25 protein-coding genes are annotated in these 25,673 nt (G+C 65.6%); 17 read left to right on the top strand and 8 right to left on the bottom strand.

Features of this window, described 5'->3' with window-relative positions; all coding sequences use genetic code 11:
* Positions 1-16 precede the first annotated feature (16 nt).
* The 9 genes from FHW64_RS30500 to FHW64_RS30460 all read left to right on the top strand — a co-directional run bounded on the left by FHW64_RS30500 (position 17) and on the right by FHW64_RS30460 (position 11,694).
* Positions 17-988 carry a LysR family transcriptional regulator gene (locus FHW64_RS30500; RefSeq protein ID WP_184532418.1) on the top strand — a complete coding sequence of 324 codons (972 nt, stop codon included), beginning with the start codon at positions 17-19 and terminating at the stop codon, positions 986-988.
* 59 nt (positions 989-1,047) lie between these two features.
* Complete coding sequence (locus tag FHW64_RS30495) at positions 1,048-2,043, top strand: hypothetical protein (RefSeq protein ID WP_184532416.1); 996 nt, start codon at positions 1,048-1,050, stop codon at positions 2,041-2,043.
* 40 nt (positions 2,044-2,083) lie between these two features.
* Positions 2,084-2,584: a flavodoxin family protein gene (locus tag FHW64_RS30490; protein WP_184532413.1), complete on the top strand. Its 501-nt coding sequence runs from the start codon at positions 2,084-2,086 to the stop codon at positions 2,582-2,584.
* Between the two features lie 85 nt (positions 2,585-2,669).
* The gene (locus tag FHW64_RS30485) at positions 2,670-3,692 is read left to right on the top strand and encodes a patatin-like phospholipase family protein (protein WP_184532411.1); all 1,023 of its coding nucleotides are present in this window, start codon (positions 2,670-2,672) and stop codon (positions 3,690-3,692) included.
* A 5-nt stretch (positions 3,693-3,697) separates the two neighbouring features.
* Positions 3,698-7,291, top strand: a complete 3,594-nt coding sequence (locus tag FHW64_RS30480; RefSeq protein ID WP_184532409.1) for a hypothetical protein — start codon at positions 3,698-3,700, stop codon at positions 7,289-7,291.
* A gap of 16 nt (positions 7,292-7,307) precedes the next feature.
* A complete protein-coding gene (locus tag FHW64_RS30475; protein WP_184532407.1) occupies positions 7,308-8,699 on the top strand; it encodes a hypothetical protein in 1,392 nt (463 codons plus the stop codon).
* A gap of 57 nt (positions 8,700-8,756) precedes the next feature.
* Positions 8,757-9,740 (top strand): tripartite tricarboxylate transporter substrate binding protein, encoded by a 984-nt coding sequence (locus FHW64_RS30470; protein WP_184532405.1) that lies wholly within the window; start codon positions 8,757-8,759, stop codon positions 9,738-9,740.
* Positions 9,741-9,754: 14 nt separating this feature from the next.
* Entirely contained in the window at positions 9,755-10,765 is a 1,011-nt protein-coding gene (locus FHW64_RS30465; RefSeq protein ID WP_184532403.1) for a tripartite tricarboxylate transporter substrate binding protein, read from the top strand.
* Between the two features lie 17 nt (positions 10,766-10,782).
* Positions 10,783-11,694 carry an NAD(P)-dependent oxidoreductase gene (locus FHW64_RS30460; protein WP_184532401.1) on the top strand — a complete coding sequence of 304 codons (912 nt, stop codon included), beginning with the start codon at positions 10,783-10,785 and terminating at the stop codon, positions 11,692-11,694.
* Here the strand turns inward: FHW64_RS30460 and FHW64_RS30455 are convergent.
* Positions 11,672-12,085 (bottom strand): DUF4189 domain-containing protein, encoded by a 414-nt coding sequence (locus tag FHW64_RS30455; protein ID WP_184532399.1) that lies wholly within the window; start codon positions 12,083-12,085, stop codon positions 11,672-11,674. The genes FHW64_RS30460 and FHW64_RS30455 overlap by 23 nt on opposite strands.
* A gap of 149 nt (positions 12,086-12,234) precedes the next feature.
* On the opposite strand from FHW64_RS30455, the gene FHW64_RS30450 reads away from it, so the two are divergent.
* Positions 12,235-13,431: a lipocalin family protein gene (locus FHW64_RS30450; protein WP_184532397.1), complete on the top strand. Its 1,197-nt coding sequence runs from the start codon at positions 12,235-12,237 to the stop codon at positions 13,429-13,431.
* A 223-nt stretch (positions 13,432-13,654) separates the two neighbouring features.
* Here the strand turns inward: FHW64_RS30450 and FHW64_RS30445 are convergent, their stop codons facing one another.
* Positions 13,655-14,362, bottom strand: coding sequence for a hypothetical protein (locus tag FHW64_RS30445; protein WP_184532395.1), 708 nt, complete (start codon positions 14,360-14,362; stop codon positions 13,655-13,657).
* Between the two features lie 764 nt (positions 14,363-15,126).
* On the opposite strand from FHW64_RS30445, the gene FHW64_RS30440 reads away from it, so the two are divergent.
* The 4 genes from FHW64_RS30440 to FHW64_RS30425 all read left to right on the top strand — a co-directional run bounded on the left by FHW64_RS30440 (position 15,127) and on the right by FHW64_RS30425 (position 17,458).
* Positions 15,127-15,384: a helix-turn-helix domain-containing protein gene (locus tag FHW64_RS30440; RefSeq protein WP_184532393.1), complete on the top strand. Its 258-nt coding sequence runs from the start codon at positions 15,127-15,129 to the stop codon at positions 15,382-15,384.
* Positions 15,385-15,387: 3 nt separating this feature from the next.
* Positions 15,388-16,710 (top strand): pitrilysin family protein, encoded by a 1,323-nt coding sequence (locus tag FHW64_RS30435; protein WP_184532391.1) that lies wholly within the window; start codon positions 15,388-15,390, stop codon positions 16,708-16,710.
* A 172-nt stretch (positions 16,711-16,882) separates the two neighbouring features.
* On the top strand, positions 16,883-17,140 hold the full coding sequence (locus FHW64_RS30430; RefSeq protein WP_184532389.1) for an SWIB/MDM2 domain-containing protein: 258 nt from the start codon (positions 16,883-16,885) through the stop codon (positions 17,138-17,140).
* Between the two features lie 12 nt (positions 17,141-17,152).
* Positions 17,153-17,458, top strand: a complete 306-nt coding sequence (locus FHW64_RS30425; RefSeq protein ID WP_184532387.1) for an NIPSNAP family protein — start codon at positions 17,153-17,155, stop codon at positions 17,456-17,458.
* An 82-nt stretch (positions 17,459-17,540) separates the two neighbouring features.
* Here the strand turns inward: FHW64_RS30425 and FHW64_RS30420 are convergent, their stop codons facing one another.
* From FHW64_RS30420 to FHW64_RS30410, 3 genes are all read right to left on the bottom strand, one after another.
* Positions 17,541-18,491, bottom strand: coding sequence for an alpha/beta fold hydrolase (locus FHW64_RS30420; RefSeq protein ID WP_184532385.1), 951 nt, complete (start codon positions 18,489-18,491; stop codon positions 17,541-17,543).
* Between the two features lie 457 nt (positions 18,492-18,948).
* Complete coding sequence (locus FHW64_RS30415; RefSeq protein ID WP_260306487.1) at positions 18,949-20,046, bottom strand: ATP-binding protein; 1,098 nt, start codon at positions 20,044-20,046, stop codon at positions 18,949-18,951.
* Positions 20,034-20,861, bottom strand: a complete 828-nt coding sequence (locus FHW64_RS30410) for a response regulator transcription factor (protein WP_311733406.1) — start codon at positions 20,859-20,861, stop codon at positions 20,034-20,036. Before FHW64_RS30410 ends, FHW64_RS30415 begins: the two co-directional genes overlap by 13 nt.
* Before the next feature lie 141 nt (positions 20,862-21,002).
* Here FHW64_RS30410 and xopAW point away from each other — a divergent pair, with 141 nt between their 5' ends.
* The gene (gene xopAW, locus FHW64_RS30405) at positions 21,003-21,929 is read left to right on the top strand and encodes a XopAW family type III secretion system calcium-binding effector (RefSeq protein ID WP_184532383.1); all 927 of its coding nucleotides are present in this window, start codon (positions 21,003-21,005) and stop codon (positions 21,927-21,929) included.
* A gap of 116 nt (positions 21,930-22,045) precedes the next feature.
* Here xopAW and FHW64_RS30400 read toward each other — a convergent pair whose 3' ends face one another.
* Positions 22,046-22,231, bottom strand: a complete 186-nt coding sequence (locus FHW64_RS30400; RefSeq protein ID WP_260306486.1) for an oxidoreductase-like domain-containing protein — start codon at positions 22,229-22,231, stop codon at positions 22,046-22,048.
* 151 nt (positions 22,232-22,382) lie between these two features.
* Here FHW64_RS30400 and FHW64_RS30395 point away from each other — a divergent pair, with 151 nt between their 5' ends.
* On the top strand, positions 22,383-23,405 hold the full coding sequence (locus FHW64_RS30395) for a class I fructose-bisphosphate aldolase (RefSeq protein ID WP_184532380.1): 1,023 nt from the start codon (positions 22,383-22,385) through the stop codon (positions 23,403-23,405).
* A 122-nt stretch (positions 23,406-23,527) separates the two neighbouring features.
* Positions 23,528-24,010 carry a hypothetical protein gene (locus tag FHW64_RS30390; RefSeq protein ID WP_184532378.1) on the top strand — a complete coding sequence of 161 codons (483 nt, stop codon included), beginning with the start codon at positions 23,528-23,530 and terminating at the stop codon, positions 24,008-24,010.
* Between the two features lie 68 nt (positions 24,011-24,078).
* On the opposite strand, the gene FHW64_RS30385 is transcribed toward FHW64_RS30390, so the two are convergent.
* The gene (locus FHW64_RS30385) at positions 24,079-24,798 is read right to left on the bottom strand and encodes an aldolase (RefSeq protein ID WP_184532376.1); all 720 of its coding nucleotides are present in this window, start codon (positions 24,796-24,798) and stop codon (positions 24,079-24,081) included.
* Between the two features lie 194 nt (positions 24,799-24,992).
* Positions 24,993-25,652, bottom strand: coding sequence for a CoA pyrophosphatase (locus FHW64_RS30380; RefSeq protein ID WP_184532374.1), 660 nt, complete (start codon positions 25,650-25,652; stop codon positions 24,993-24,995).
* Positions 25,653-25,673 lie beyond the last annotated feature (21 nt).

Here is a 25,673-nt window from a genome sequence, read left to right as displayed (position 1 = left end):
CCCTGGAGTTATGGCCTTGCCGACTGCCCGCGACCCCGCCGCCGAACTGCAGCGCGCGCTGCTCTCCCGCCTCAAGCTCAGGCAACTCTCGCTGCTGCAGGCGATCGACCGGCATCGCACGCTGGGCCGCGTGGCCGCCGAGATGCAGCTCAGCCAGCCTGCGATCACCAAGGCGCTGCACGAGGTCGAGGACATCTTCGGCAGCACGCTCTTCGACCGCACCAGCAGAGGCCTTGTGCCGACTGCGGCCGGCGACGCGGTGCTGCACTACGCGCGTCGCTGGCTCGCCGAACTCGAAGCCACCACGCGCGTGCTCACCTCGCTCGAAGCGGGTCGCAGTGGGCGCCTGCGGCTGGGCCTCACGCAGCAGGTGCCGCAGCAACTCATGTCGGCGGCGCTTACCCATCTGCTCGACCGCACCCCGCGCATCTCCGTCATGGCCCGCGAAGGCACCACCGATGAACTGGTCGCCGGCCTGGTCGCGCGAGAACTCGACTGCGCCATCGGACGTTCGTACGACGGCGACGCAAGCGGGCTGGTGCAGGAGGCCATCTACGAGCAGGAGCCCTGTCTCGTGGTCGGCGCGAAGAACGTCAAGCGCCTCTCGCGCGGTCCGCTGGATTGGGCGCGGCTTGCGCAACTCGACTGGATCCTGCCGCCGCCGAACACGCCCATGCGCCGGACCTACAACGCCATCTTCGTGGGGGCGGGCGTGCAGCCGCCGCTGCCCATCCTGGAGACCACGGCCATCCGGAGCATGGAGATGGTGCTTCGGCAGGAGCCCAACGCGATCACCATCTTCGCGCGCGACGTGGTGGCGGAGATGGAGCGTTCGGGGCACTGGGCCGCGCTGCCTTACAGGCTGAGCTGGAACCTTCCGCCGGTGAGCTTCTTCACGCTGAAGGAGCTGGAAGGGCATCCCACGGTGCAGTCGCTGCGCAGTGTCGTGGTCGAGACCGCGCGGCGGATGAAGCAATCCGCTGGTTAAGTCTTGCCAGCGTCATGCTTCGACGGCATCATGCGCGGCGCTGAGGAAGGAGCCCGCTGATGAAACCGTGGATTCGCCATGCCGCCGCTCTCGCAACCCTTGCCACCGCCGCCGCCGTGCAGGCCGCAGGCACCGTGGGCAATACATTGCCGACCGGCTTCCCTGCGATAGAGGACACCTCGCTCGCCAAACCACTCATCGGCTTCGGTGCTGCCGGTCCGGTGACGCGAACGCCGGTGATCCTGATCCACGGCAACAACGACACACCCTACGCGACCGCCTGCAATCCCTACGGCCGCGTGCAGGCACTGGCCCAGTTTCTGGCTGACAACGGGTACTCGACCAGCGAGCTCTGGGGCATCGGCTACCAGGGCGACCAGTGCGACCTGGGCGCCGACCAGACCCGACGCTCGAGCATCGCTCACACCAACGCCGCCAACGTGCCTGACCTGCGGCGCTTCATCCGCGCGGTGATGAAATTCACCGGCGCGAAGCGGGTGGACATCGTGGGCCACAGCCTCGGCGTCACGCTTGCGCGCGAATGGATGCGGCAGGACGAGGCGCAGGACATGGTGCGCCGCTTCGTCGCGATCGATGGGCCCAATCACGGGATCATCAATTGCTCGCCGGACCCCGCCAACTACTGGCAGGCTGCAGCAGCCGGCGGCTTCACACCGCAGAGCGAGGTGTGCCAGGAACTCGGCTCGCCCGACACGCCCTTCCTGCAACTGCTCAACGGTCGTGGCGGCGGCAGAGAAAATGACGGCCCCACGAAGGTGCTGGTCATCCGCAACGGCGACGCGAGCTTCGTCTACTTCCCGGTGCAGGACGGCTCGGTCGCGCCAGTGCCCGCGATCGACTCGTTCGGCAAGCCGACGGATTTCTCGAAGAGCGCAAGGCTTCGCGGCGCACGCGAGATCGTGCTCACGGGGCAGGGTGCCTACGACCCCATCCTGCACAGCAGCCACCTCGGCATCCTGAATTCGCCGCAGACCTGGCAGGCCACGCTCGACTTCCTTGCCGGCCGCTCGAAGGACAAGGACAAGGACGACTGACCGTACTCCCGAGCGGATCGAGCCGCTATGCTGGGCGGCGATGAATCCACAGAAGACGCTGCTCGTTGTCTATCACACGATGACCGGCGGCACTGCGCAGATGGCGCAGGCCGCTGCCGAAGGCGCACGCGAAGAGCCCGGCGTGCAGGTGCGGCTGCTGCGCGCCACCGAAGCCGGCCCTGACGATGTGCTGGGTGCCGATGGCTACCTGTTCGCCACGCCCGAAAACCTCGCCGCGATCGCGGGGCTCATGAAGGACTTCTTCGACCGCTGCTACTACCCCGTGCTCGATCGCATCAACGGCCGCCCCTACGCGCTGCTGGTGTGCGCCGGCAGCGACGGGCAGAACGCGGTGCGGCAGGTCGATCGCATCGCCACCGGCTGGCGGCTCAAGTCGGTGGCGCCGGCGATCATCGTCTGCACGCACGCACAAACGCCCGAAGCCATCCTGCGGCCCAAGCAGATCGGCGAGGCGGATCTCGCGCAATGTCGCGAACTCGGCGCGGCGCTCGCAGCAGGCATGGCACTCGGCGTCTACTGAAGCGGCCGTATCGGCTATGCCTTCTGGCGGTTGCGCTCGGCCTTCACAGGTCTAGCATCCGAAGCCTCTCGAGAGAGGTACCGCCATGAGCTTCAAGATCGACGGCGTCGAGAAACGGATCGGCCTGGCCTTGTCTGGCGGCGGGTTCAGGGCCGCGGCTTTTCACCTTGGGGTGCTACGCCGATTGCAGTCGCTCAACCTGCTGGACAAGCTCGATCTCCTCTCCTGCGTCAGCGGCGGCAGCATCGCGGGCGGGACGCTCGCAGTGAACTGGGGCGACCCGGCCTGCCTCGACAAGCTGGAGAGCTACCTGCGAACGCGCTCCATCGCGGTGGCGTCCGTTGTCGCGGGGGTGTTCGATCCCTTCGAAACGCGGCTGGACAAGCTCGCCGGTTCATACGATCGCGATCTTTTCCAGGGCAAGACGCTGTCGAGCCTGCGCGGCGGGCCGCGCATCTACTTCAACTCGACCAATCTCGCCACCGGCAACATGTTCTTCTTCGTCGCAGGTGGCGGCAAGGCAGAGGAAATGGGCGAGCACGAGCTCGGCGTGGTGCCCGCACCCGACTTTCCGATCAGTCGCGCGGTTGCCGCTTCATCTGCGTTTCCGCCGGTCTTCCCGCCGCTGCGGCTCTCCGCATCGGACTACCCGCCGGGTGCGTCGGTCGAATACGTCACGCTGACCGACGGCGGCGTCTACGACAACATGGGTGTCAACCCGCTGCTTCGGACCGAACGCAATCCGCTGGACTACCTGATCATCAGCGACGGCGGCAAACCCTTCGCGCTGGACGAGCACCCTACCGAATCGGGCGCCGTGGTGCTCAAGGCAAGCCTCAACATCATGATGGAGCAGATCCGCGGCCTGGAATTCGACCGCATCCAGCACCGCCACCTCGCCGGCAAAGGAGCACGGCCCCTGTGGTTCTCCATCAACAGCCTCGAAGGCGAGTCCCAGCCGGGCGATTCGACTTTTGCCTCCGCGATCTCGACCAACCTCAAGAAGCTGAACGACGCCGAAATGAACGTGCTCGTGCGGCACGGCGGCTCGCTGCTCGGTTCACGCATCGACAAGTACGCACCCGAGCTCGCGGCGGTGGCGGCCTAGGCGCCATGGAACCGCGGATCGACAGGCGCTGGCGGGTTCCTCTCCCGGTCTATCGCAGGCTGCGTGTGTTCGCCTTCGATCCGGGCACCACGGCGCGGCTGGACACCGCGGTCATGAACGAGATGACGCTGCTGGTGCCGTGGGAGGACCTGAAGCCCGGTCCCATCGGCGAATACGTCGCCGTCGTGGACAAGGACGATCAGGGCCGCCAGGTGCATCCCGCCGTGGACCTCGACGATCCGGAAATCCTGGCGAACGACGGGCTCGCACCCTCGGACGGCAATCCGCAGTTCCACCATCAGATGGCCTACGCAGTCGCGATGCGGACCATCCGCAATTTCGAGCGCGCGCTCGGGCGCTCCATCCATTGGCCGCCGATCGTGAAGGGCCGCCGCGTGACCTACCGGCGCCAGTTCCCGATCTATCCGCACTACATGACGGATACCAACGCCTACTACAAGCCCGGCGATGGCCTCTGTTTCGGCTACTTCCGCGCGCAGCAGCCCTCCGCGTTCGAGGGCACGACGATCTACACCTGCCTGTCGCAGGACGTGATCGCGCACGAGATCACGCACGCGATGCTCGATGGCATGCGCATCTCGTTCAAGGGCCAGCACCCCGACGTGCTCGCGCTGCACGAGGCCTATGCGGACCTCATCGCGGTGCTGCAGCACTTCTGGCCCTCGGAAGTGTTTCGCGGCCAGATCGCCGCGATCCAGGGCCGGCTGGAGAACTCGCGGCGCCTCGGCGCCATCGCCCCGCAGTTCGGCGAAGCGATCGGGCGGCCCGAGGGCATCCGCAACGCGCTCGGATCGATCGACGAGGCCGGCGACTGGCATCCGCGCAAGCCCGACCCGAAGGCTTACGCATCGACGCTGGAGCCGCACGATCGCGGCGCGATCATTGTGAGTGCGGTCTTCGAGGCTCTGAAGAAGATCTACGAGGCACGCACCGCCGACCTGCGCCGCATTGCGACCAAGGGCACCGGCATCCTGCCCGAGGGCCAGTTGCATCCGGACCTCGTGAGCCGCCTCGCACAGGAGGCATCGCGCTCGGCACAGCGCGTGCTGGAGATGATCATCCGCGCGCTCGACTACATGCCGCCCGTCGAGACCACCAGCGGCGACTTCCTGCGCGCGATCGTCACCGCCGACCATGACCTGCGCCCGGTGGACGATGGCAATTACCGTCTCGCGTTCATCGATGCCTTCCGCAGCTACGGCATCGTGCCGTCGGACGTGGGCACGCTGTCGCTGGACACGATCCTCTGGCGCGCACCGCCCAAGTCCGCCGCGACTCGCGCGGTGAGCGATTTCGTGCGCGAGCTGTCGCGCGAGTTCACGCCCTGGACACTGCCGCATGACCGCGAGGCGCTCTGGCAGATGATCGAAGGCAAACGCGCGCTGCTGCACCAGCGGCTTTCCGACAGCCCGATCTCCGCCATCGGCCCGATCGATCTGCGTCGCCATTTCGAAGTCGAGTCCTTTCATCCGCGCGAGCGCAGCGATGTGTCGGGCAACTTCGCTTTCCAGTGGGTCATCAAGCTGGTGCAAGAGATGCAAGTCGCGCCGCAGCCCAAGGCCAGGGGACAGGCGCTGGAGCTCACGGTCGAGGTCGACACCCGTCCCTGGGCCGGCGTCACGCTCATCGTCGATGGCGACACCGGTCATGTGATCTACCAGATCAAGCGCAAGACACCCAAGGCGAACGCGAAGCAAGCCACTCCCCCGCCACCAAGGATCGAGGCCATCCCGATTGCCCCTTCCACGCAACGGCTGGTGCGCGTGTTCGCCTTCGACCCCAGCATGGGCCGCCAGCGTGAAACCGCCGGCATCAACGAGGCGCTGATCCGCGTGCCTTGGGAGCGTGATGCCAGCGGCAAGGACATCCTCGGGCCCGGCCCGACCGGCGAATACATCGAGGTGATCGATCGTGATCCGGCGAGCCGGTGTTTTTACGAGCCCGTCGATCTCAATGACCGCTACGTGGTCGCGCAGCATGGGCTGCCGCCATCGGAAAGCAGCCCGCAGTTCCATCAGCAGATGGTCTACGCGGTCGCGATGCGGACCATCCGCACCTTCGAGCGCGCACTCGGCCGGCTGGCCTTGTGGCGTTCGCACAATGCGAGGGACGCCGAGGGCGGTGGGCTGAGCGAGGAATACGTGCAGCGGCTGCGCATCTACCCCCATGCGTTGCGCGAGGCCAATGCCTACTACAGCCCCGACAAGAAGGCATTGCTCTTCGGCTACTTCTCGGCACCCGCGGTCGAGGAGAGCGGTGCCCGGCTCACCGTCTTCAGTTGCCTGTCGCACGACATCGTGGCGCATGAAGTGACGCACGCGCTGCTCGACGGCATGCACCGCCGTTTCAGCGAGGCGAGCAACCCCGATGTGCTCGCCTTCCACGAAGCCTTCGCGGACATCGTCGCGCTGCTGCAGCACTTCTCGCTGCCAGAGGTGCTGCGCCAGCAGATCGCATCGACGCGCGGCGATCTTGCCGGCCAGAGCCAGTTGGGCCAACTCGCGCAGGAGTTCGGCCAGGCCATCGGCAACCGGGGTGCGCTGCGAAGCGCGATCGGTGCGATCGACGAGAAGACCGGCCGCTGGCAGCGCCAGGAAGGGCATCCGGACGACTACCAGCGCTCCACGGAGCCGCACGAACGCGGCGCGGTGCTGGTGGCCGCAGTGTTCGATGCCTTTCTTTCCATCTACAAGAGCCGCGTCGCCGATCTGTTCCGAATCGCAAGCGAAGGCACTGGCGTGACGCGCGAAGGCAGCCTCGACCCCGACCTGATCGGTCGCCTTACCGACGAGGCGTCGCAGTCGGCGCGGCAGGTGCTCGACATGTGCATCCGCGCGCTGGACTATTGCCCGCCGGTGGACATCACCTTCGGCGACTACCTGCGAGCGCTCATCACCGCGGATTTCGAGAACGACCCGGTGGACGACGAGCATCGCCGCGTCGCTTTCATCGAAGCCTTCCGCCGGCGCGGCATCGTGCCGGAGAACGTGCGCGCCTTCTCGGTCGAAGGGCTGCTGTGGCGCGCGGCCACCGCCGCGCCCGACGAGAACGAGCATGTGATGGTCGGCATCGTCAAGGAGTGGGCGAAGGACATCCGCTCCTGGGGCCTGTCGAAGGATCGCAAGGCGCTCTTCGAGATGACGCGGGATCGCCGCGCGGCGCTGCATGCCTACCTGAGGCCGCGTCTCGCGGACGAGAAGGTGGTGCTCGCGGGGCTCGATCCCGAGTTGCCTTTCGAGGTGCATTCGCTGCGGCCTTCGATCCGGATGGACTGGGAAGGGCGACCCAACTTCCAGTGGGTCATCGAACTCACGCAGCGCATCCCCCAATTCGTCGAGGGCCAAAAGGCGCGTGGCGACCGCAAGGCGGACTACTACTTCCGCGGCGGATGCACGTTGCTCGTCGATGCCGAATCAGGCGAGGTGCGCTACAGCATCAAGAAGAAGCTCAACGACGAACGCAAGGACCGACAGCGGCGGTTCTTCATGGACGAGGGAAGTCGCAGCCTTGCGGCAACCTATTTCGGCCCGCCGGGCGCGGAAGAGCGCGAGCCTTTCGCCATGCTGCACCGGCATTGATGCAAAGGAGGCCGAAGTGGAATCCGCAGTTCGAATCCGCATGTTCCGCCAGGGCCTGGGAGATTCGTTCCTGCTGAGCTTTCCGGGCGATGCAGGAGAAGTTCACGTGCTCATCGACTTCGGCGTGCTGCTCGGCACGCCCGATGCCAAGGCGAAGATGCAGAAGGTGGCGGGACATATCGTCTCCACGACTGCGGGCAAGCTCGATGTGATGGTGGCCACGCATGAGCACTGGGACCATGTCTCGGGCTTCGCACAAGCGCAAGCACTGCTGGAGCGCGACAAGCTGGAGGTCAGCGAATCGTGGGTCGCGTGGACCGAGAAGCCCGACGAGCCGCTTGCCGACGAGTTGCGCGGCCGTCGCGCGGCAGCCGTGAATCGCATCGCGGCGGCGAGCCGGCAGATCGGCGCAAGCGCGGACCCCGTGGCGCAGAAGAGCGCGGCGCGGCTGAATGCGATCCTGGAGTTCTGGGGCGGGCAGGGCGCTGCAGCGCGCGCCACGACGCGCACCGCGATGGACTGGGTCAAGGCGCGCACGTCGCCGCGTCCGCCGCGCTACCTGTTTCCGGGCGAGACCTTCACGCTGCCCGGCGCGAAGCGTGTGCGTGTGTACGTGCTCGGTCCGCCGCATGACAAGAAGTGGATCAAGAAGAGCGACCCGACGAAAAGTGCGAGCGAGGTCTACCAGCTCGCTGCCGCGAGTGGTGCGGACTTCAGCCTGTTCTCGGCCATCGATGCGCTGGAGGCGGGCGAGATGCCCGGGGACCAGCCCTTCGACGAGTGGTTCCGCATCAGCGAGAAGTCGGCGCGCGGCACTCGCTTCTTCCGCGATCGCTACGACAAGGGCCCCACGTGGCGGCGCATCGAGAACGACTGGCTCGGCCCGGCCGGTGCGCTCGCGCTGCAGCTCGATTCCGACACCAACAACACCAGCCTCGTATTGGCCTTCGAACTGGAGGACACGGGCGAGGTGCTGCTCTTTCCCGCAGATGCGCAGGTCGGCAACTGGCTCTCGTGGGACGAGATCGAATGGAGTGTCGATCCGGGCAACGGCGCGGCTGTGCGGAAGGTGAAGGCCGGGCACTTGCTCGCGCGCACCGTCTTCTACAAGATCGGCCACCATGGCAGCCACAACGCCACCTTGCGCGAGAACGGCCTGGAGCTGATGACCGATGACGGTCTCGTCGCGATGCTGCCGCTCGACCGGCCCACCGCGTCGAAGATGGAGTGGAACATGCCGTTCCCATCGCTCTACGAGCGGCTCGGCGAGCGATGCAAGGGCCGCATCCTCGACCTCGAGCTCGGCATGCCCAAGAAGCCCGAGGCGATGTCCGACGCGGACTGGACGCGGTTCCAGCAGCGGGTCGATGTGCAGGAAGACTGGATCGACTACCGCATCCCGCTCTGAGGCTCGGCTGGAGCCCGATCGCTATCATCCTGCTGCTCAATTCAGGCAGGAACTCACATGACACGCATCAACCGCCGCCGCTTCACAGCGTGGGCCTCTGGCTCGCTGCTGCTCGGCACATCCCTCGTCGCGAATGCCGCCGACAACTTCCCATCGAAGCCCATCAGGATTCTGGTCGGCTACACCGCAGGCGGTGCAGTGGATGCAGTCGCGCGCACCCTTGGGCTGCGCATGTCGACCTTCCTCGGCCAGCCGGTGATCGTCGAGAACAAGCCCGGCGCGGGCACCAACATCGCGGTCAAGACGCTCACCAGCAGCCCCCCGGATGGCTACACGCTGCTGCTCGCGGCCAACGCGCTGGCGGTGAACCCGGCGCTCTTCCAGCCGGCGCCGTACGACCTCGACCGCGACTTCACGCCCATCAGCCTCGTCGGGCGCGTGCCGGTCGTGTTCACGGTGCGCGAAGACTCGCAATTCAAGACGCTCGCGCAGCTCGTCGCCGCCGCCAAGGCCAAGCCCGGTGGCGTCACCGTGGCCACGCCGGGCAACGGCTCGACGCCGCATTTGGCGATGGAACTGTTCCAGCACACCGCCGGCGTCCAGGTGCGCCATGTGCCCTACAAGGGTGGCGCGCCCGCGCTGACCGACGTGCTCGGCGGCCATGTGGACGTGGTTGCGGTCAACGCGCTCGAAGCCCTGCCGCTCGCCAAGGCCGGCAAGCTGCGGGTGCTCGCGGTGATGAGCAGCGAACGCTCGGCCGTGCTGCCGGGTGTGCCGACCGTCGCCGAATCCGGCTACCCCGGCTTCGAGGCCAGCGTGTGGTACGGGCTTGTGGCGCCGGCCGGTCTGCCGAAGCCGGTGCAGGCGCGCCTGTACGAAGCGGTGCAGAAGGCGATCGAATCGAGCGAGGTGCGCGACCTGCTCGCCACGGCCGGCGGCGTGCCGCTTCCGGGCCCCTCGGAGCAGTTCGACAAGCTGCTCAAGAGCGATGCGGCGCGCTACGGCAAGCTGATCCACGAAGCCCACATCCAACCCGATTGAGAGGACCGAGAGGCATGCAACAGATGGCAGACGGAATCACGCGCCGGCAGGCGATGCTTTCGGCGGCAGGTGGTGCGGCACTGCTCGCCACCTCGCATGGCGCGTTCGCGCAGGCGGCCTATCCCACACGGCCCATCCACCTGATCGTGCCCTTCACGCCGGGCGGCTCTTCCGACGTGCTCGGGCGTGCGATCGGCACGGAACTCAGCCTCGCATGGAAGCAGCCCGTGGTGATCGAGAACGTGCCCGGCGCGGGCGGATCGGTCGGCGCCGAAAAGGTCGCGAAGGCGCCCGCCGACGGCTACACGCTGCTGATGGGGCACATCGGCACGCTGGCGGTCAATCCATCGCTGTATCCCAAGCTCAACTACCAGCCGCTGCAGAGCTTCACGCCCGTCGCATGGGTCGCGCGCGTGCCCAACGTGCTGGTGGTAAATGCCTCCGTGCCGGCGCATTCGCTCGCCGAGCTGATCGCACTCGCCAAGGCGAAGCCTGGTCAGCTCGCCTACGGGTCGGGTGGCAACGGTAGCGCCGCGCACATCACGATGGAGTACCTCAAGCTCCAGACCGGGACGTCGTTCCTCCACATTCCGTACCGCGGCACCGCGCCGTCGGTGAGCGACCTGCTGGCAGGGCAGGTGCAGGTACTCTTCACCGGCGCGCCGGCGCTGCTGCCGCACATCAAGGCGGGCAAGCTGCGCGCGCTGGCGGTGTCGAGCCCGAAGCGCATCGCGTCGCTGCCCGACGTGCCGACCGTCGCGGAAAGCGGCCTGCCGGGCACCAAGGGCTTCGAGGCCGACCAGTGGTACGGCATCGTCGCGCCCGCCGGGACGCCAGCGGACGTGGTGGCGGCGCTCAACAAGCAGATCAACCAGTCGCTCAGCTCGGCGGAGGTCAAGACGCGGCTCGCGGCAGAAGGCGCGGAACCGACGCCCGCCTCGCCGGAAGTCTTCGGCAAGCTCATCGCCACCGAACTGAAGCGCTGGGAGCCCGTGATCCGCAACGCGCACGTCACCGTCGACTGAACCAGGGAGACCGCACCATGGGCATCAAGCTCGGCATCATCGGCTACGGCGAAGTGGGGCGGATCTTCGGCCGCGGCCTGCTTCCGCGGACGGACATCGACCGCATCGCGGTGTGGGACCTGCGGTTCGCGGACCCGGCGACGGGTGAAGCCGCCCGCGAAGCCGCGCGTGCCGACGGCATGCGTGTCGCGGACGGGATGGCCGACTTGTGCGAAGGCGCGGACCTGCTGATCTCGGCAGTCACTGCCTCCAACACACTCGACGTGGCGCAGGAAGCCGCGCGACGCGTGGGTGCAGGCGCGCGCTTTCTCGATCTCAATTCGGCCTCGCCGGGCACCAAGCAGCGGGCCGCAGCCGCGATCGACGGCGCGGGTGCGCACTATGTCGAAGCGGGTGTGATGACCTCGGTGCCGCCGTATGGGATCCGGGTGCCGATGCTGCTCGGCGGCGCGCAGGCCGCATCGCTCGCCGAGACACTCGCCAGCTGGGGCATGGATGCGCGCGCGGTCAGCGACCGTGTCGGCGTGGCCTCAGCGATCAAGATGAGCCGCAGCATCATGATCAAGGGCCTGGAGGCGCTCGTCATCGAAAGCTACACCACCGCGCGTCGCTACGGCGTCGAGGCGCACGTGCTGCCGACGCTGAAGGAAACCTTCCCACAGATCGACTGGGACCGGCAGGGCGCCTATTTCTTCAGTCGCGTGGTGCAGCACGGCAAGCGCCGGGCGGAGGAAATGCGCGAAGCGGCGGCCACGGTGCGCGAGGCCGGTTTCGAGCCGCTCATGACCGCCGCGATCGCCGACAAGCAGGACTGGGTTGCGCGGCAGGCGCGAGACGGCGTGTTCGAGGGCGTCGACGCCAAGGACCCGTGGGAAGCGTATGCAGACCGGTTGATCAAGAAGGCCCTCAACCCTGAGAGCAAACCTTGACCGTGACCTTGCAGGGCTCGGTTGGCAGGTAGCTCTCGCAGGTGCCGATGGCGGTCTTGATGGCCGCCGACTCGGTCGGCGCGACGCCGGCGCCCCATTCACCGAAATTGCCGGTTGCGAGCGCGGCGCAGGATCGATCGAAATACGCGCGCACTTCGCACTGGCCTGCGCGGCCTGCGACGCGATTGCATTGCGCAAGCGCGGCGCGTTCCGCGTCGCCGCGCGAGGGCTGGTTGTACGAAAAGCCGTAGGCGCCCTGGCGTGACGCGATCGCGCCCCAGTTCCCGCCGGGGTCGGCTTGGGCCGGCAGGCTGGCCATGCCGGCGAGGATCCCGCCGCCCGCCAGAGCCAGCAAGCTGCATGCGCGCATCGCGCGCGTTCGAAATGTCATCTTCGTCATTCGTTTTCCGGGGGCTTCGAGGCTCGTTCGTGACGAGGTTGACAACGTTTGCGCCCAAAGGTTCGCCGACCTGAGCCGCCTTCGGGCCGGTCGCTAAGATAGCCGCCGAGCCCACCCAGCGGGCAAAAGGACGCCACCACATGAGTGTCGATGAGCAGGTTCGAAGAAACTACAGCCGGTTCTCCCGAGGCAAACCCCGTTCCTCCTATTTGCGGGCGCGGAAGCGCCGGGGGCTGCTGATCTTCTTCGCCGCGGTGCTGATGGTCGCGGTGGCTTCGATCTTCGCGTACGACTACTTCGCCGACGACGAGTCCGTGGCGCTGGCCCGCTCCTCCGCCCCGATCGCGCCGCAGTCCCAAGCCGTCCAGAAAGAGCGGACCGCCGCACTCCCGCCGCTCAACCTTCCCGCCGACGACGCACCGCACGGCTCCGCCATGGAGTGGTGGTACTACAGCGGGGTCCTCGATGCGAAGGGCGGCCAGCGATTCGGCTTCCACATGGTCGTCTTTGTCGCCAATGGATTGATCAAGCACACGGTGATGCACGCGGCGCTCACCGACCTCCAGAACGGCAAGCGCTACACCGCCCAGATGCGCACCGCCGGCACGCCCGCGAATGCGGGGACCAACGGCTTCGACTTCCGGCAGGAAGCCTGGCAGGTGACCGCGACACCCGCATCGCACAAGCTGCACGCCGTCATCGACGGCGGGGCCGAAGTGTCGCTCGCACTGCGTGACGGGGGGCAGGTGGTGGCGCATCGCGCGCCAGAGTCCGAGACGCCGGGCCTGCTCGACTTCGGCACGAGCGGAATCAGCTACTACTACTCGCGCCCGCGCCTGCAGGCCACCGGCGAAGTCACCGTGGCCGGAAAGCCGCTGAAGGTCAGCGGCGACATCTGGTTCGATCACCAGTGGGGCGAGTTCGACGTCCTCACGCTCGGCTGGAACTGGTTCGCACTGCACCTGTCCGACGGGTCGGACCTGATGCTCTACCAGCTGTTCGACATGGAAGGCCGAACTGTGATGACCGCCGGCACCATCTCGAATGTCCAAGGGTCGGTTCCGCTCAAGGACGGAGAGGTCGAGCTGATCGCCGGCAGCAAGTGGACCAGCCCGAGGACGCGCATCGCTTACCCGACTGAGTGGCGGCTCAAGCTGCCTTCGGGCGTGCTCGATGTCAAGCCGTTCCAGCCTGACAGCGAATTCGATTCGAGTACCACTACTGCCAATGTGTACTGGGAAGGGCCTGTGAAGGTTTCTGGGGTGCTGACTGGTGAGGGGTTTTTGGAACTGAGTGGGTATGACCGGCTGGGTGGGGGGCAGGCTCCGCGGAAGTAGGTGAGGAATCTCAGCGAGATTCTTGCCTTTCAAAAGACGGCCATCTATGCGACGTTGGCAACGACAACGGGGTCGGACGTTGGAATGGCCGCAGAGTGGCAGCTTGCGCTCCTTCGTGGAGGTGGACTGGATGATCGCTTTCGCTGCGAGCACCAGCCGACGGACCCGACGTCGAGATTGCAGTCTTATTTAGGGAATCCGCCGGATGGTTTTGGCGACCTGCCTACGAGCCCTTGGCATGGCCGAGCAGGCCCTTTGCGGCTTCTATCCGCAGCGCCATAGGCACTGATTCGTCGTTCATGACGCCTCTCAGAAAGCGCTCCGCTTCGACGCCCGCTTGTTCGAAGACGGGCACTTCGGGCAAGCCGGACAGCTTCAAATCTGCTGGCACTTCCTCTACGACGCCAAGCTGGCTTAACGCGGCTTCGAAGGCAGCTTGTCGGATGGGCTCGAGCGCGCGCAGAAGCGCTGCTTGGCCTTCGTCGTTGGGAGGAAGGTCCAGCCAAGGCGTATCGGCAAACACCGAAGCCAAGTCGGGCGCGACGAACGCTGACCAGCGATCCGGGCTGATCTCCAAGGGCGGCGCGGGCGGGAGTTGCGCCGCGTCGGCGATCAGACGTACATGGGTCAATCCAACGTGCGGCAGGTACCTCGCACGCAGGCCCTGCAGGAAAAGCTCGCCAGCACTCGGCGAAATCGGCGATGCAAGGGAGAACCACAGCTGCGTTGCGTCGACTCCTGAAACCGCGATGGCTGGGGGAGGGAAGCCGAGGTCCGATTGGACGCCCGTCCAGACCGAGGAAAGCTGGTCCCACCCCGCGGGGGGTCTCAGCTCCAGCACCAAGGCTCGAACGCCCTTAGCGGCCGCTGGGGCCGCGTCGTGCGCGGCACTCGCACCGAGCCCGTACAGGCGATCGAGTTCGATCTGCAATGGATTCATGCCGACATGCTAGTCGACCCGCCTCGCCCGATGTCCTGCCAACGGATAGGGAGCGACGGGGATGTCTGAAGAGCGCCGCGCCGCAGGCGCATGCATAGTGTGCGGGGAAGGGGCGACTTTCGCTGCACGGCTGCTATTTGATTTCTGTAGGTGCCCCCTTGCAATCGCCTTCGTTCGAAGCCTCCGCATGCTCGTGGAAAAATCGATCGACATGCGGCTGGAGGTTAGGATCCCAACCTATCTCTCCGTGCATCGGGATGACGGGATACCACGCCGGAGAGGGGAGGAACCTCATGACGCCGAGCCGTTTTCGCAGAGATTCGAATCGCCGCAAGAAGGAGGCGTCTCCGTCGGCATTGCCGGCGCCGCTAGCATTCCTCGGAACCGCCCCGCTACTTGAGAAGGCATTTCTCCTGCTCATCACAGCAGCGATCTCGGGCGTTGTTGTCCCACTTGTAGTCAAGTCGGTCGACGAAGCTCGTGAAGGCCGAGCTGCAGTCAACCGAGCCCAAGCACAGCTCTTCGGCGACATCTCGGAAACCATCTTGCCGGGGGACTTCTCATGTGCGGCGCATTGCGGCCATTTTGGGTGACAAGGCAGCACGACCGCTTTCGCTGCTCAGCAAGCGCCAATCCACACGCCGATCAGTGGAAGCTGTCGGGCCCGGAGCCATCTGTTGGGGGTTCCTTGTGGATCGTCGTCATTCCGACGCTGGACAGTGCGGATACGGAGCGAGCGCGGCGAAAATGCCCCCATGACAAAAGGCAAGCGCATCTCGGCGGACATCGGCGGTGACGCCCTGCACTCGATCCGGGAATTGGGCGGGGCGGCTAGGCTGGCCCGAACGACGGCCGGGGAAGGGCAGGCCGCAGCCGCTGCCCGCCTGGGTGTGCATATCCAAACCATCGGGCGCATCGAAGCGGGGGAGCCCGGCGTTGCTGTCGGGCACGTGCTTGGTCTGCTCGCACTCTACGGTATCGGGGTGAGACTGGAGCAGCCAGAGGGCCGCTGAGTCATGCCCTTGCTGTCGACAGAGCCCGCGACCGCCATCCTTCGCACACTTGCGAACGGGGTGCGGCTGCTCGCCGTTCCCATGCCCCACGTGCAGAGCGCCAGTGTGGGTGTGTTCCTGCGTGTTGGTTCCCGCGATGAAACCCCGGTGACGAATGGCATCGGTCATGTCCTTGAGCACATGGCGTTCAAAGGGACCACCACGCGAAGCGTGCAGGCCATCAACTTGGACGCAGAGCGGCTGGGCGCGGACGTCAACGCGTTCACCAGCAAGGACACCACCGGCTACTTCATGACTGGCCTGGGTCGGCACGCGCAGCATCTGCTGCGCATGACTGCCGACATCGTTCTGCACAGTACGTTTCCTGAAGACGAACTTCGGCGGGAGCTGGAGGTCATCCGCCAGGAAGCCATCGAGTACGAGGAGGACCCAGAGGACGCTTCCAGCGAGCTGCTCGACCGCGCCGTCTGGGGTGATGACCCCATGGGCATGCCTGTGATTGGCACTGTCGGGAACATTGAAGGCTTTACCCGGGAGGACCTGATTCGGCACGTCCAGTCCCACCACGTCGCGGAAAACACCGTCGTCGCGGCGGCCGGGAACTTCGATGTCGAAGCTTGGTTGGCGCTCGCCGAGGAACTCTTTTCCGAGATGCCTTCGGCTCAGTTGCCCGGGCCGCTGCCGCCAAAGCCCGCGAGGTATATGGGTCTTGCCGTGGCGCGTCGCTTTCCGCAGGTGTCTCAGGTCTACCTGAACATCGCCTACCCACTGTCTCCTGTGCGGGACGATGAAATCTCGCATCAGCGCTGGCGCGTTGCGGCGTCGCTGGCCGCCAACCTATTTGGAGGCGGGATGTCGGCGCCCCTGGTCGAAAGGGTCCGGGAGCAACTCGGCTTGGCCTACACGGCGCATGCCACGATGGACAGCGGGGACGTCTGGGCCAACTTCGTGGTTCACGCCGTCACTACGCCGGACAAGCTCGACGCGCTGGTGTCGTCGACGGCCAGCTTGCTGCGCGCGCAAGCAACGAACATCGATCCGGTGCACCTGGAGAGGGCGAAGAATCAATTGATCGTGTCGCGTGTGCGCGCCGGAGAACGGACCTACGCGGCCATGGAGCAGGCTGTCGAGGAGCTCTTTGCCAGCGCAACCGTGACGCCAATAGCCGATGCGATGGCGGCGATCGATGACATCTCTGCAGAAGAGGTGCAGGCTGTCTTCGAGCGGATGCTGGCCTACTCCCCGGCGCTGGCGATTGCCGGCAAGGGCGCTAGCGCGCGAACGGCGAAACAGTTGGCCGCGCGTCTCGTTGCAGGTGGCTGCTAGCGAAACGGGCGTGGTCAAAGACACCTCTCCCGGCTGATTGCGGCCACGAGCAGGTGTCGGGGCCCTTCGGTGAGTCTCCCGGAAGCTGTCCTTGGGGCTGAGGTGTGCAATCCATCCTCTCCGCGACCATGGGAAGGGCGCTGGTAGAGTTCATCGCTTTTGCGAGAAAAACATGACTACTGCCAAGAAGCAAACGGCGTTCACACGCGCCCTGACACCCAGCACCGAACTCGCAGCCATCATTGGCTCCGCGCCTCAACCTCGTACTGAGGTCACCAAATTGCTGTGGGATTACATCAAGGCGAACAACCTTCAAAACCCTGCCAATAAGCGCAACATCCTCTGCGATGCCAAGCTCCTGGCGGTGATGGGAAAGCCCGAGGTGACGATGTTCGAAATGTCGGGGCTTGTCGGAAAGCACCTCTCCTGAACTAATTTTCAGATGATCACTTGCTATCTTCGATACGTCATAGACCCGTTCAAGCTGAAGGAATTCGAGCACTACGGCAAGCTCTGGATTCCGCTTGTCGAGAAGTTCGGCGGGCAGCATCACGGCTACTTCCTCCCATCGGAAGGAGCGAACAATATCGCGCTCGCGCTGTTCACCTTTCCGAGCCTTGCGGACTACGAGAAGTACCGAGCGGCGTCCGCCATTGATTCAGACTGCCAAGACGCATTCAAGTACGCAGAAGACACGCGCTGCATCCTTAGCTATGAGCGCAGCTTCTTCAGGCCTGTGTTCGAGTGACAAGGGCCGTGCGGAATGCTGGGCTGCTTCTTGCGGCCGAGGCCGTGCCCGATCTACGACAGAGCCTTCCGCCTTGTGCCGATCAGGGCTTCGGGCGTGAGCCCGCTTTCGATAGGAATTGCAGCAGTGTCGCGTTGAACGCTTCGGGCTGCTGAACGATCGCCAGATGGCGGCCAGGTATGGTGACAAACTGGACGTCGGGAATGCAACCGGCCGCTCCCTCCGCCGCAATGTGGAAGTAAGAGCGGGTGTCTTTGCCGACGGTGATCAATACCGGCATCTTGATCTGATGAAGCGCATCGCACGTGATGGGAGGTTGTGGCGGTGCCGCAAGCGCAAGCGTCCATGTGCGCGCGTTGTCGAGGAACATCGCACGAATCTCCGGCGTCGTGGTGTCCCAGAAATCGGGCTGATGGTTGACTCCGATCGGTGTAAGCCGCGCCGCACTCGGGAAGTCGCCGGCCTTCACTGCCGCGATCGCAGGCCCCAACGCGGCTGCCCGGTCGTCGCTTGCGATCTTGACGATCGCGGGGTCGCTAATGTAGCTGACGGAACCTGGCTCATGAATGATCAGGCTGTGCACGAGCTCCGGATGCTGCAATACCACCAACATGACGATCGGACCGCTGTACGACCAGCCGACGAGGTCCACCGGGCCGGCGTTCAAACCGCGAATGAAGCTGGCAATATCGTCCACGTCCGTCTGTTGCGAGTATTTCGATTGATCGGCTGGCCATGGGGCTGTACCGAAATAGCGCATGTTGAGACCGATGAAGCGATAGTGCGGCGCAACGGCTTGGCGTTGCGCATCCCAGGCGCGATAGTCCGTGCAGCAACCGTGAATAAAAACCACGGGTGCGCCATCCCCCTGTTCCTCATAGACGAGTGTCACACCGTTGACGCTGGCCTGCTTGATCTGAGGTGCACCGGGTGCTCGTGCGGACCAGGCCTGGCACCCAGCCAATAGGAGCAAGCCACAGATCAGGGCCAATTTGCGGGAGCAGGACGTAAGCACTTCTTGCCGGTAGGCCATGGCTTTGTCTCCTTTGTGCAGTCCTGGGCGCGGTGGGACTATGTGCGCCCTAGCTGAGCACCCGCTGACCCCGCCGCTCGCGGCCTCCATTCCTTTATGGACGGGAATCGCATCGAAGACTGCTCACATGAGGAAGCGCACGACTTCAACGCAGCGGCCAAGTCCCTCGCACGTGGCTGGCCGTCCGCGCTTCAATGTGGAGCGGAGTTGAATGACCGGTGTTGGAGCCGGCTGCCGAAATCCGCGACTGATCGTTTCGTCAGGGGCTGACCGGCAGCACCTGGCGCAGTCCTGTCAGGTCGGGTGACCCTGTATTCGACCGCGCCTGAAGTTCAGCGATGTGGCGGTCCTGGACAGGATCAATGCGTCGAGGAACGTTCCCGGCCTAGGCATCGCTTGGCCTGCAATGCACAGTCGACGCGGGTTGAACTGACCTTTGCGAATGCGATGCAGCAACTCAGTGCCGGCGATCGTCACGGCCGTGCGATCGAAGACCTTGACCCGAGCATTGGGTTGATCCGCGACGCGGCAAGGTCAGCGTGACAACAAGTCCGCACGGCTCCCCGTTACGTAGTTCGAGCGTGCCGCGATGCCGGCGCGCGATGTCCTTTGCGATCGAAAAGCCCAGGCCCACGCCGCCGTGGCTGCGGCTGCGCGAGCCTTCTAGCCGGTAGAACGGCTCCAGCACGCGTTCGAGTTCGGCCTCGGGAATGCCGGGGCCCTCGTCGCGCACTTCGATGCACAAGCGATCGGCGTGGTCGCCCAGCCGGATGCGCGCCTGGCCGCCATAGCGCACGGCATTCTCGACCAGGTTGTCGATGCAGCGGCGGAGGGACGACGTCTGCGCCTCGATCGGCCGAGCCGAGTCGGCCGTCAGGCACACGTCCTGCCCGCAGGCCTGCCGATCGTCGGCCATGCTGTTCAGCAGCGAGGCGACGTCCAGCGGCGCGAAGGGTTCAGGGTCGGCGGCGCCGCACAGGTAGTCCAGCGTCGCGGTGATCATGTCGTTCATCTCGACGATGTCCTGCACGAACTGTTGCCGCTGCGCCGTGTCGGTCAGGCCTTCGGCCCGCAGAGCGAGGCGCGTCAGTGGCGTGCGCAGGTCGTGCGACACCGCCGCCACGAACCGGTCGCGCTCGTCGAGTTGCCGGCGGATCTGCGCCTGCATCTGGTTGAAGACGCGGGTGGCGGCGCGGCATTCGTCGGTGCCGTTCTCGACCATCGGCGGGCGATGGATGTCCAGGCCGATTTCGCGCGCGGCGGTGGCCAGCTGCTTGATCGGCTGCGAAAGCCAGCGCGCACCGATCCAGGCCGCCAGCATCAGTGCGCCGAGGCGGATGCCGACGTCGATGAAGAGTCCGGGGAAAGGCGGCGGCCCGGGTGGGTGAAAACCATGCATCGGATGGCCGGGCGGTGGTGCCGGGTGCAACTCGAACATGAGCGTCAAGGCCAGGACGTGGCTGGCCAGCACGGTGACGAACAGCAGCAGCGCGAGCCGGCCGAGCAACGTGCTGGGGAGGAAACGGGTCCAGCGGCGTGGCATCAGTTCTGCCAAGCGACCTGGTCCTGTACAGAGCGGACGTTGAACAGGTAGCCGGCCCCGCGGACCGTCTTGATCATTTTCGGCTCGCGTGGATCATCGGCAAGCTTCTGGCGCAGCCGGGACACCAACAGGTCGATGCTGCGGTCGAAGGATTCCATGCTGCGCCCGCGCGCCTGCTCCATGAGCTGGTCGCGGCTGAACAGACGGCGCGGCATCTGCAAAAAGGTGGAAAGCAAGCGGAACTCGGCGTTGGACAAGGCCACCGTCAGGCCGGCCGGTGAGACCAGGCATCGGTCGTCGCGATGCAGCGCCCAGCCGTCAAAGCGAACGACGTTGCCGCGGATCTGCGGGTCGGCCGCATGTTGCGCTCCGCCGGCACGGCGCAGCACCGTATGGATCCGCGCCACCAGCTCGCGCGGCTCGAAAGGCTTGCTCATGTAGTCGTCGGCGCCGGACTCAAGGCCGAGCACCCGGTCATATGGATGGCTGCGCGCAGTGAGCATGATGATCGGGATGTGCGTGCCCTGGCGCACCTGGCGGGCCAGCGCCAGACCATCGGTGCCGGGCAGCATCAGGTCGAGCACGATCAGGTCGATGGGATGCTCGGCCAGTTGCGCCTGCATGGCCGCATCGTGGCTGGCCACATGGGCTTTGAAGCCGAAGCGGGCCAGGTAGTCGCGAAGCAGCGTGGTGATGCCTTCGTCGTCGTCGACGATCAGGATCTGCGGCGTACGGCTGCTCGATGGACTCATGACCTCAAAAAGTCTAGTCAGTGCCGGCCCGATCTCAATGCGCGAGCAAGAGGGTGAATCGCCCGCTGTTCCCACATTGAAAGCGCCTTTCGTATCGTCCTTGGTACAAAACCGACAAACGCGGCTTACGGGCACTCTCAAGAATCATGGGGGTCGCTGCTCACCGCCCGGTGGGCACGACGCTTCACTCACCCATGAACCAGGAGGATGCTCACCATGAGTTCCATCAGCGGGATCAGCAGCGCCAGCAGCGCATGGTCCAACATGAGCGCGATGCGCAGTCAGATGCAGGCCAAGATGTTCGCCAAGGCCGATGCCGACGGTAGCGGCGGCGTCGACCAGACCGAGCTTCAAGGCGTTCTCGACGCCGTGGCCGGGAAAACCGGCGTCGCCAGCAGCACCAGCACCGCCGAGTTGTTTACCAAGATGGACAGCGACGGCGACGGCAGCCTGTCCAGCGACGAATTGGCCCAAGGCATGCAAGGCATGATGCCGCCACCACCACCCAGCGGTGACGGTTCCGGCGGATCGGACGACCTGTTCTCCAAGGTCGACTCCGACGGCGACGGCCTGGTCAGCAAGGTCGAGATGCAGCTCTTCATGTCCAAGATGATGTCGGGCGACGAGGCGGATGGCGCCTCCGCCAGCACGGACACGAGCAAGAGCGACGAATTGTTCGCCAAGCTCGACAGCGATGGTGACGGCAGCCTGAGCCAAAGCGAGTTCGACGCCGGGCGCCCCGAGGCAGGCGCGCAGACGGCGCAGGCCCCGAGCGGTGCACCGCCCGCGGGCGGCGGCGGTGGGGGTGGTGGTGCCGTCTCGGGTGTCACGACCTATGACCCGCTGGACACCAACGAGGACGGCGTCGTGTCGCTGGCGGAGCGGATGGCAGGCAACGTGTCGACCGACGCGGTGCAGGCATTGTTCAATGCGATCGACACCGATGGCGACTCCAAGATCAGCAGCGCCGAGTCGAGCGCCTTCGTCAAGGCCTTGAGCGCCCAGGTTGACTCCACGGACGTGTCGCAGACAGGCACCCTGGCAAGTTCCAAGCTGGTGGAACTGGTGCAGCGCGCCTATGCGCAGGTGGCCAGCGCATCGGCGGCGCCAACGCAAGGCGGCACGATCGACGTCACGACCTGATCGGTCGCCGGGGCGAAGCGCCGCGCCTCGGCGCGGCAGCCGACGTCATGCTGTGCTGCATCACTGTGGAGGAGTTGGCCTTCCGTGCTGCTCGTCCACCCAGACCTGGCGCCCGATCATTCGCTGCCCGGTACCGCCTCGGGATGGCCCTCGCGCCATGCGCGCAGCGCCTGTCGGTAGCGGTCCATGGCGAGGTCGTGCAGGTCGAAGATGCAGGGCTCGCACCCGTTACCGCAGCAGTCCTCGAGATCCGGCTGCGGGGGAGGCTGGGGCTGTGGGTCGGGCGCGGTAGACGGCGTCATCGTTGGAGACATTCGTAATGCGGGCTGGGGTGCCGTGATCAGTCTAGTGGAGCATCCCGACCTGCCGACCACGTGGATGCGGGCTCTGCAACAAGGACTTGTGTCGCAGCACCTCCCGCGAGAGACTGAGCGTCCCGCACGGAGGATTGCCATGGCCACTCCCGACGAACTCCAAGCGACCATTGACGCGCTCGTTCAGAAGGGCACGGGGATTTTGGCGGCCGACGAAAGCGGAGCGACCATCGCCAAGCGATTCAAGACGATCGGCGTGGAATCGACCGAGGAAAACCGGCGCGCTTATCGCAGCCTGTTGCTGACTACGCCGGACCTTGGCCGGTACATCAGTGGCGTCATCCTGTACGAAGAGACCCTGAACCAATGCGCGGACGATGGCGAGCCGCTGCCGCAGTTGGCAGCGCGACAAGGGATCGTGCCCGGCATCAAGGTCGATGCGGGAAAGATCCCGCTCGCGTTGGCTCCCGGCGACGAGATCACGCAAGGCCTCGATGGGCTCGGCGAACGGCTCAAGGGCTACAAGCAGCAGGGCGCGCGATTCGCGAAATGGCGCGCCGTCTACAACGTCTCCGACACCTTGCCAAGCCGCGCCGCGATCGAAGCCAACGCTGAAGTGCTTGCGCGCTATGCGGCGGTCTCGCAGGACCAGGGCGTGGTTCCGATCGTGGAGTCCGAGGTGCTGATCGACGGCAATCACACGCTGGCGCGCTGCGCGGAGGTGACTCAGGCTGTGCTGTACGAGGTTTTCCGCGCCTTGGCTCGCCATCGGGTGGTGTTCGAGCACATGTTGCTCAAGCCCAGTATGGTGGTGCCGGGCAAGTCGCACGCGCTGCAGGCAACGCCTGAGGAAGTGGCTTCGGAGACGATCCGCGTGCTGCGCAGGGCGGTGCCGGCGGCGGTCCCGAGCATCAACTTCCTGTCCGGTGGGCAGTCGCCTGTCGAGGCGACGGCCAATCTGGATGCGCTGAACCGGCGTGGCCCACAGCCGTGGCATCTGAGCTTCTCCTATGGACGTGCGCTTCAGGAGCCTGCGCTGCAGGCCTGGCAAGGCCGGCCCGCCAACGTGCAGCAAGCCCAGGAGGCGCTGCTCAAGCGCGCACGACTGAATGGCGCGGCCAGCGTGGGTGCGTACAGCGCGGACATGGAGAACGCCAGCTAGGGTGCGCGGACGGAGGCCTTCCTGATCGGGGCTTTCTGTCTTAAGGAGGCAGTAAGTCAGCGGGCACAGAGTCCTCGCAGTGGCCCCTGGTCGGGCCACGTTCTTCAGGAAAGGACTCCAACATGACCCGGCATCATCAGAAGAAGAATGCGGCCCACATCGTGGCCGTGCTTTGCACCGGCGCGGTGCTGTCATTGGCAGGCATCGGGGCGCAGGCCACGGTCTTCAATCCGCCGATCCACGTGGATCACGGCATCGAATACATGAGCGGCGGTATCGGCTCGGACGAAGCGGAGTTGATGCGCATCGTCGAACCTCGCTGGCCGGCTGTCTTCGAGTTTGCGGTCAAGGACGGGAAGAGCGCTGACTTTGCTGCCGACGTGGTTCTCACGGTGCGCGACGCTCAGGGCAATGTGGTTCTCGACCAGATCCATTCTGCAGGCCCCTACCTGGTGGCGCGTCTCGAGCCTGGACGCTACACGGTGGAAGCCGTGTTGGGGGGCCAGAAAATCCAACGTGAGGTCTCGATCCAGGGTCCGGGCACATCGGCCAAGAGCGTGTTCGAGTGGCCGCAAGGCACCGATACCGCGAGCGCGAGTTCCTGAGCCTGCGCCCCTGCGCGGCTCCTGGCGTGACCGACACCTCGCTGTCGACGCCGTAGGTTGCGTTGGTGTCAAAGCTGGCGTCGCAAGGCCGCAAAGAACAGTTCGGACTGCAGGCGCTCGCCCAGCGTCTGCTCGCAGACTCGCGCGACCAGTTCGGAATCGGCGCGGCGCAGCGGGCGGCCCGTGGACTGAGCGAGCACTTGCGCCATGCAGGCGCGCTCAAGGTAGTAGAGATCGTCGTAGGCGTAGTCGATGCGCTCGCCGCAGACCACCACGCCATGGTTGGCCAGGAAGGCCACGTCGGCGCCCTGCATGGCGCGAGCGATACGCTCGCCCTCGGCGTTGTCGAGCGCAAGGCCGTTGTACTCGGGGTCCAACGCTACGCGGCCATGAAAGCGCATGGCGTTCTGCGACAGGCAGCTGTCCAGCATGCCGTCCTCGGTTAGCGTCAGCGCTGTCGAGTAGGGCATGTGGGTGTGCAACACCACAGCCTTGCCACACAGGCGATGGATGGCGGCGTGGATGAACATGGCGGTCGGCTCCACCGCATGGCGGCCCGCCAAGCGTTCGCCGTGGGTGTCCACCATCACCACGTCGTCGGCCTGCACCTCGGACCACAGCAGGCCACGCGGGTTGAGCAGGAAGCGACCGCTGCTGTCTGGCAGTTCCACGCTGAAGTGGTTGCAGACGCCTTCGGCGAGGCCATGGTGGGCGGCGGCACGGAGGGCCAGCGCCAAGTCCTCGCGCAGCTTGGTCACCGAGGGGCTATCGAAGTCGTCGGAATGCATCGTGAGGCTCCTTCAGGTTCAAGTGCTGCAAGCCCGATAGGCGTCGCAGCGGTTGGGATTGTGCAGGCCAACGCGCTGGTGGGTCGGCTCACTCGCTCAGAGCAACGGCGCCGACCCGCAGCACAGCCCACTACGTAGCTGAAGCAACTCTGCGACGTACGCCGTTGCTGCGATTGACCGAATGCGCTCGGAGACTACTGTCGCGCAAAGATCGGTTGCTCGAAATGCGCAACGCGCGTAGCTCGTCCGGCGATGCAGACCTCCCGAAACTGATACATGAATGCCGCCGTCGGAGCGGCGATCCAGGTCCGACCAACGGGCATCCGCAGAACAGGCTGTTCGCTGTCCTCAATCGAATCGAGCAATGGTGCGTCTGCACGCATGAACTCGCTCACAGGGATGCGATGGATGCTCGCGACTTCGCAGGCGCTGGGCTCGAGCTCGCGTGCCTCGCCTGCCCACACCACCACGGGCGTAATTGCGAATCCAGAGCGGGTGACGAAATCGTCCAGGCGACCCAGGATGGCGCTTTCCTCCAAGCTCAGGCCCACTTCCTCGTGCAGTTCTCGCAACGCGGCCCGCTCCGGAGACTCGTTGTCGTCGATGCTTCCGCCCGGAAGCGCCCACTGGCCAGGGTGGTGGCGCAGTAGCTCCGATCGCCGCGTCAATAGCACTGCTGCGCTGCGACTCCAAGTGGTGGGGGCATCGATGCCGGGCAGCATTGCGCCCGTGCCTTCCTCGACGAGAGCCAGCGCCACGGCGGCTCGACGCGAATCGGGCGCGCTGAGGCTACGCTGATCGAAGCGTCCGAGCCTTTCGGCGATCAGCTGACGCAGTGTGGCGTTGAGGTACATGCCGGATTCAACGTCTGTTAG

It is taken from the genome of Variovorax sp. Sphag1AA, assembly GCF_014192575.1.
Lineage (GTDB): Bacteria > Pseudomonadota > Gammaproteobacteria > Burkholderiales > Burkholderiaceae_C > Variovorax.
This window is presented reverse-complemented; position numbering and strand designations above follow the sequence as displayed.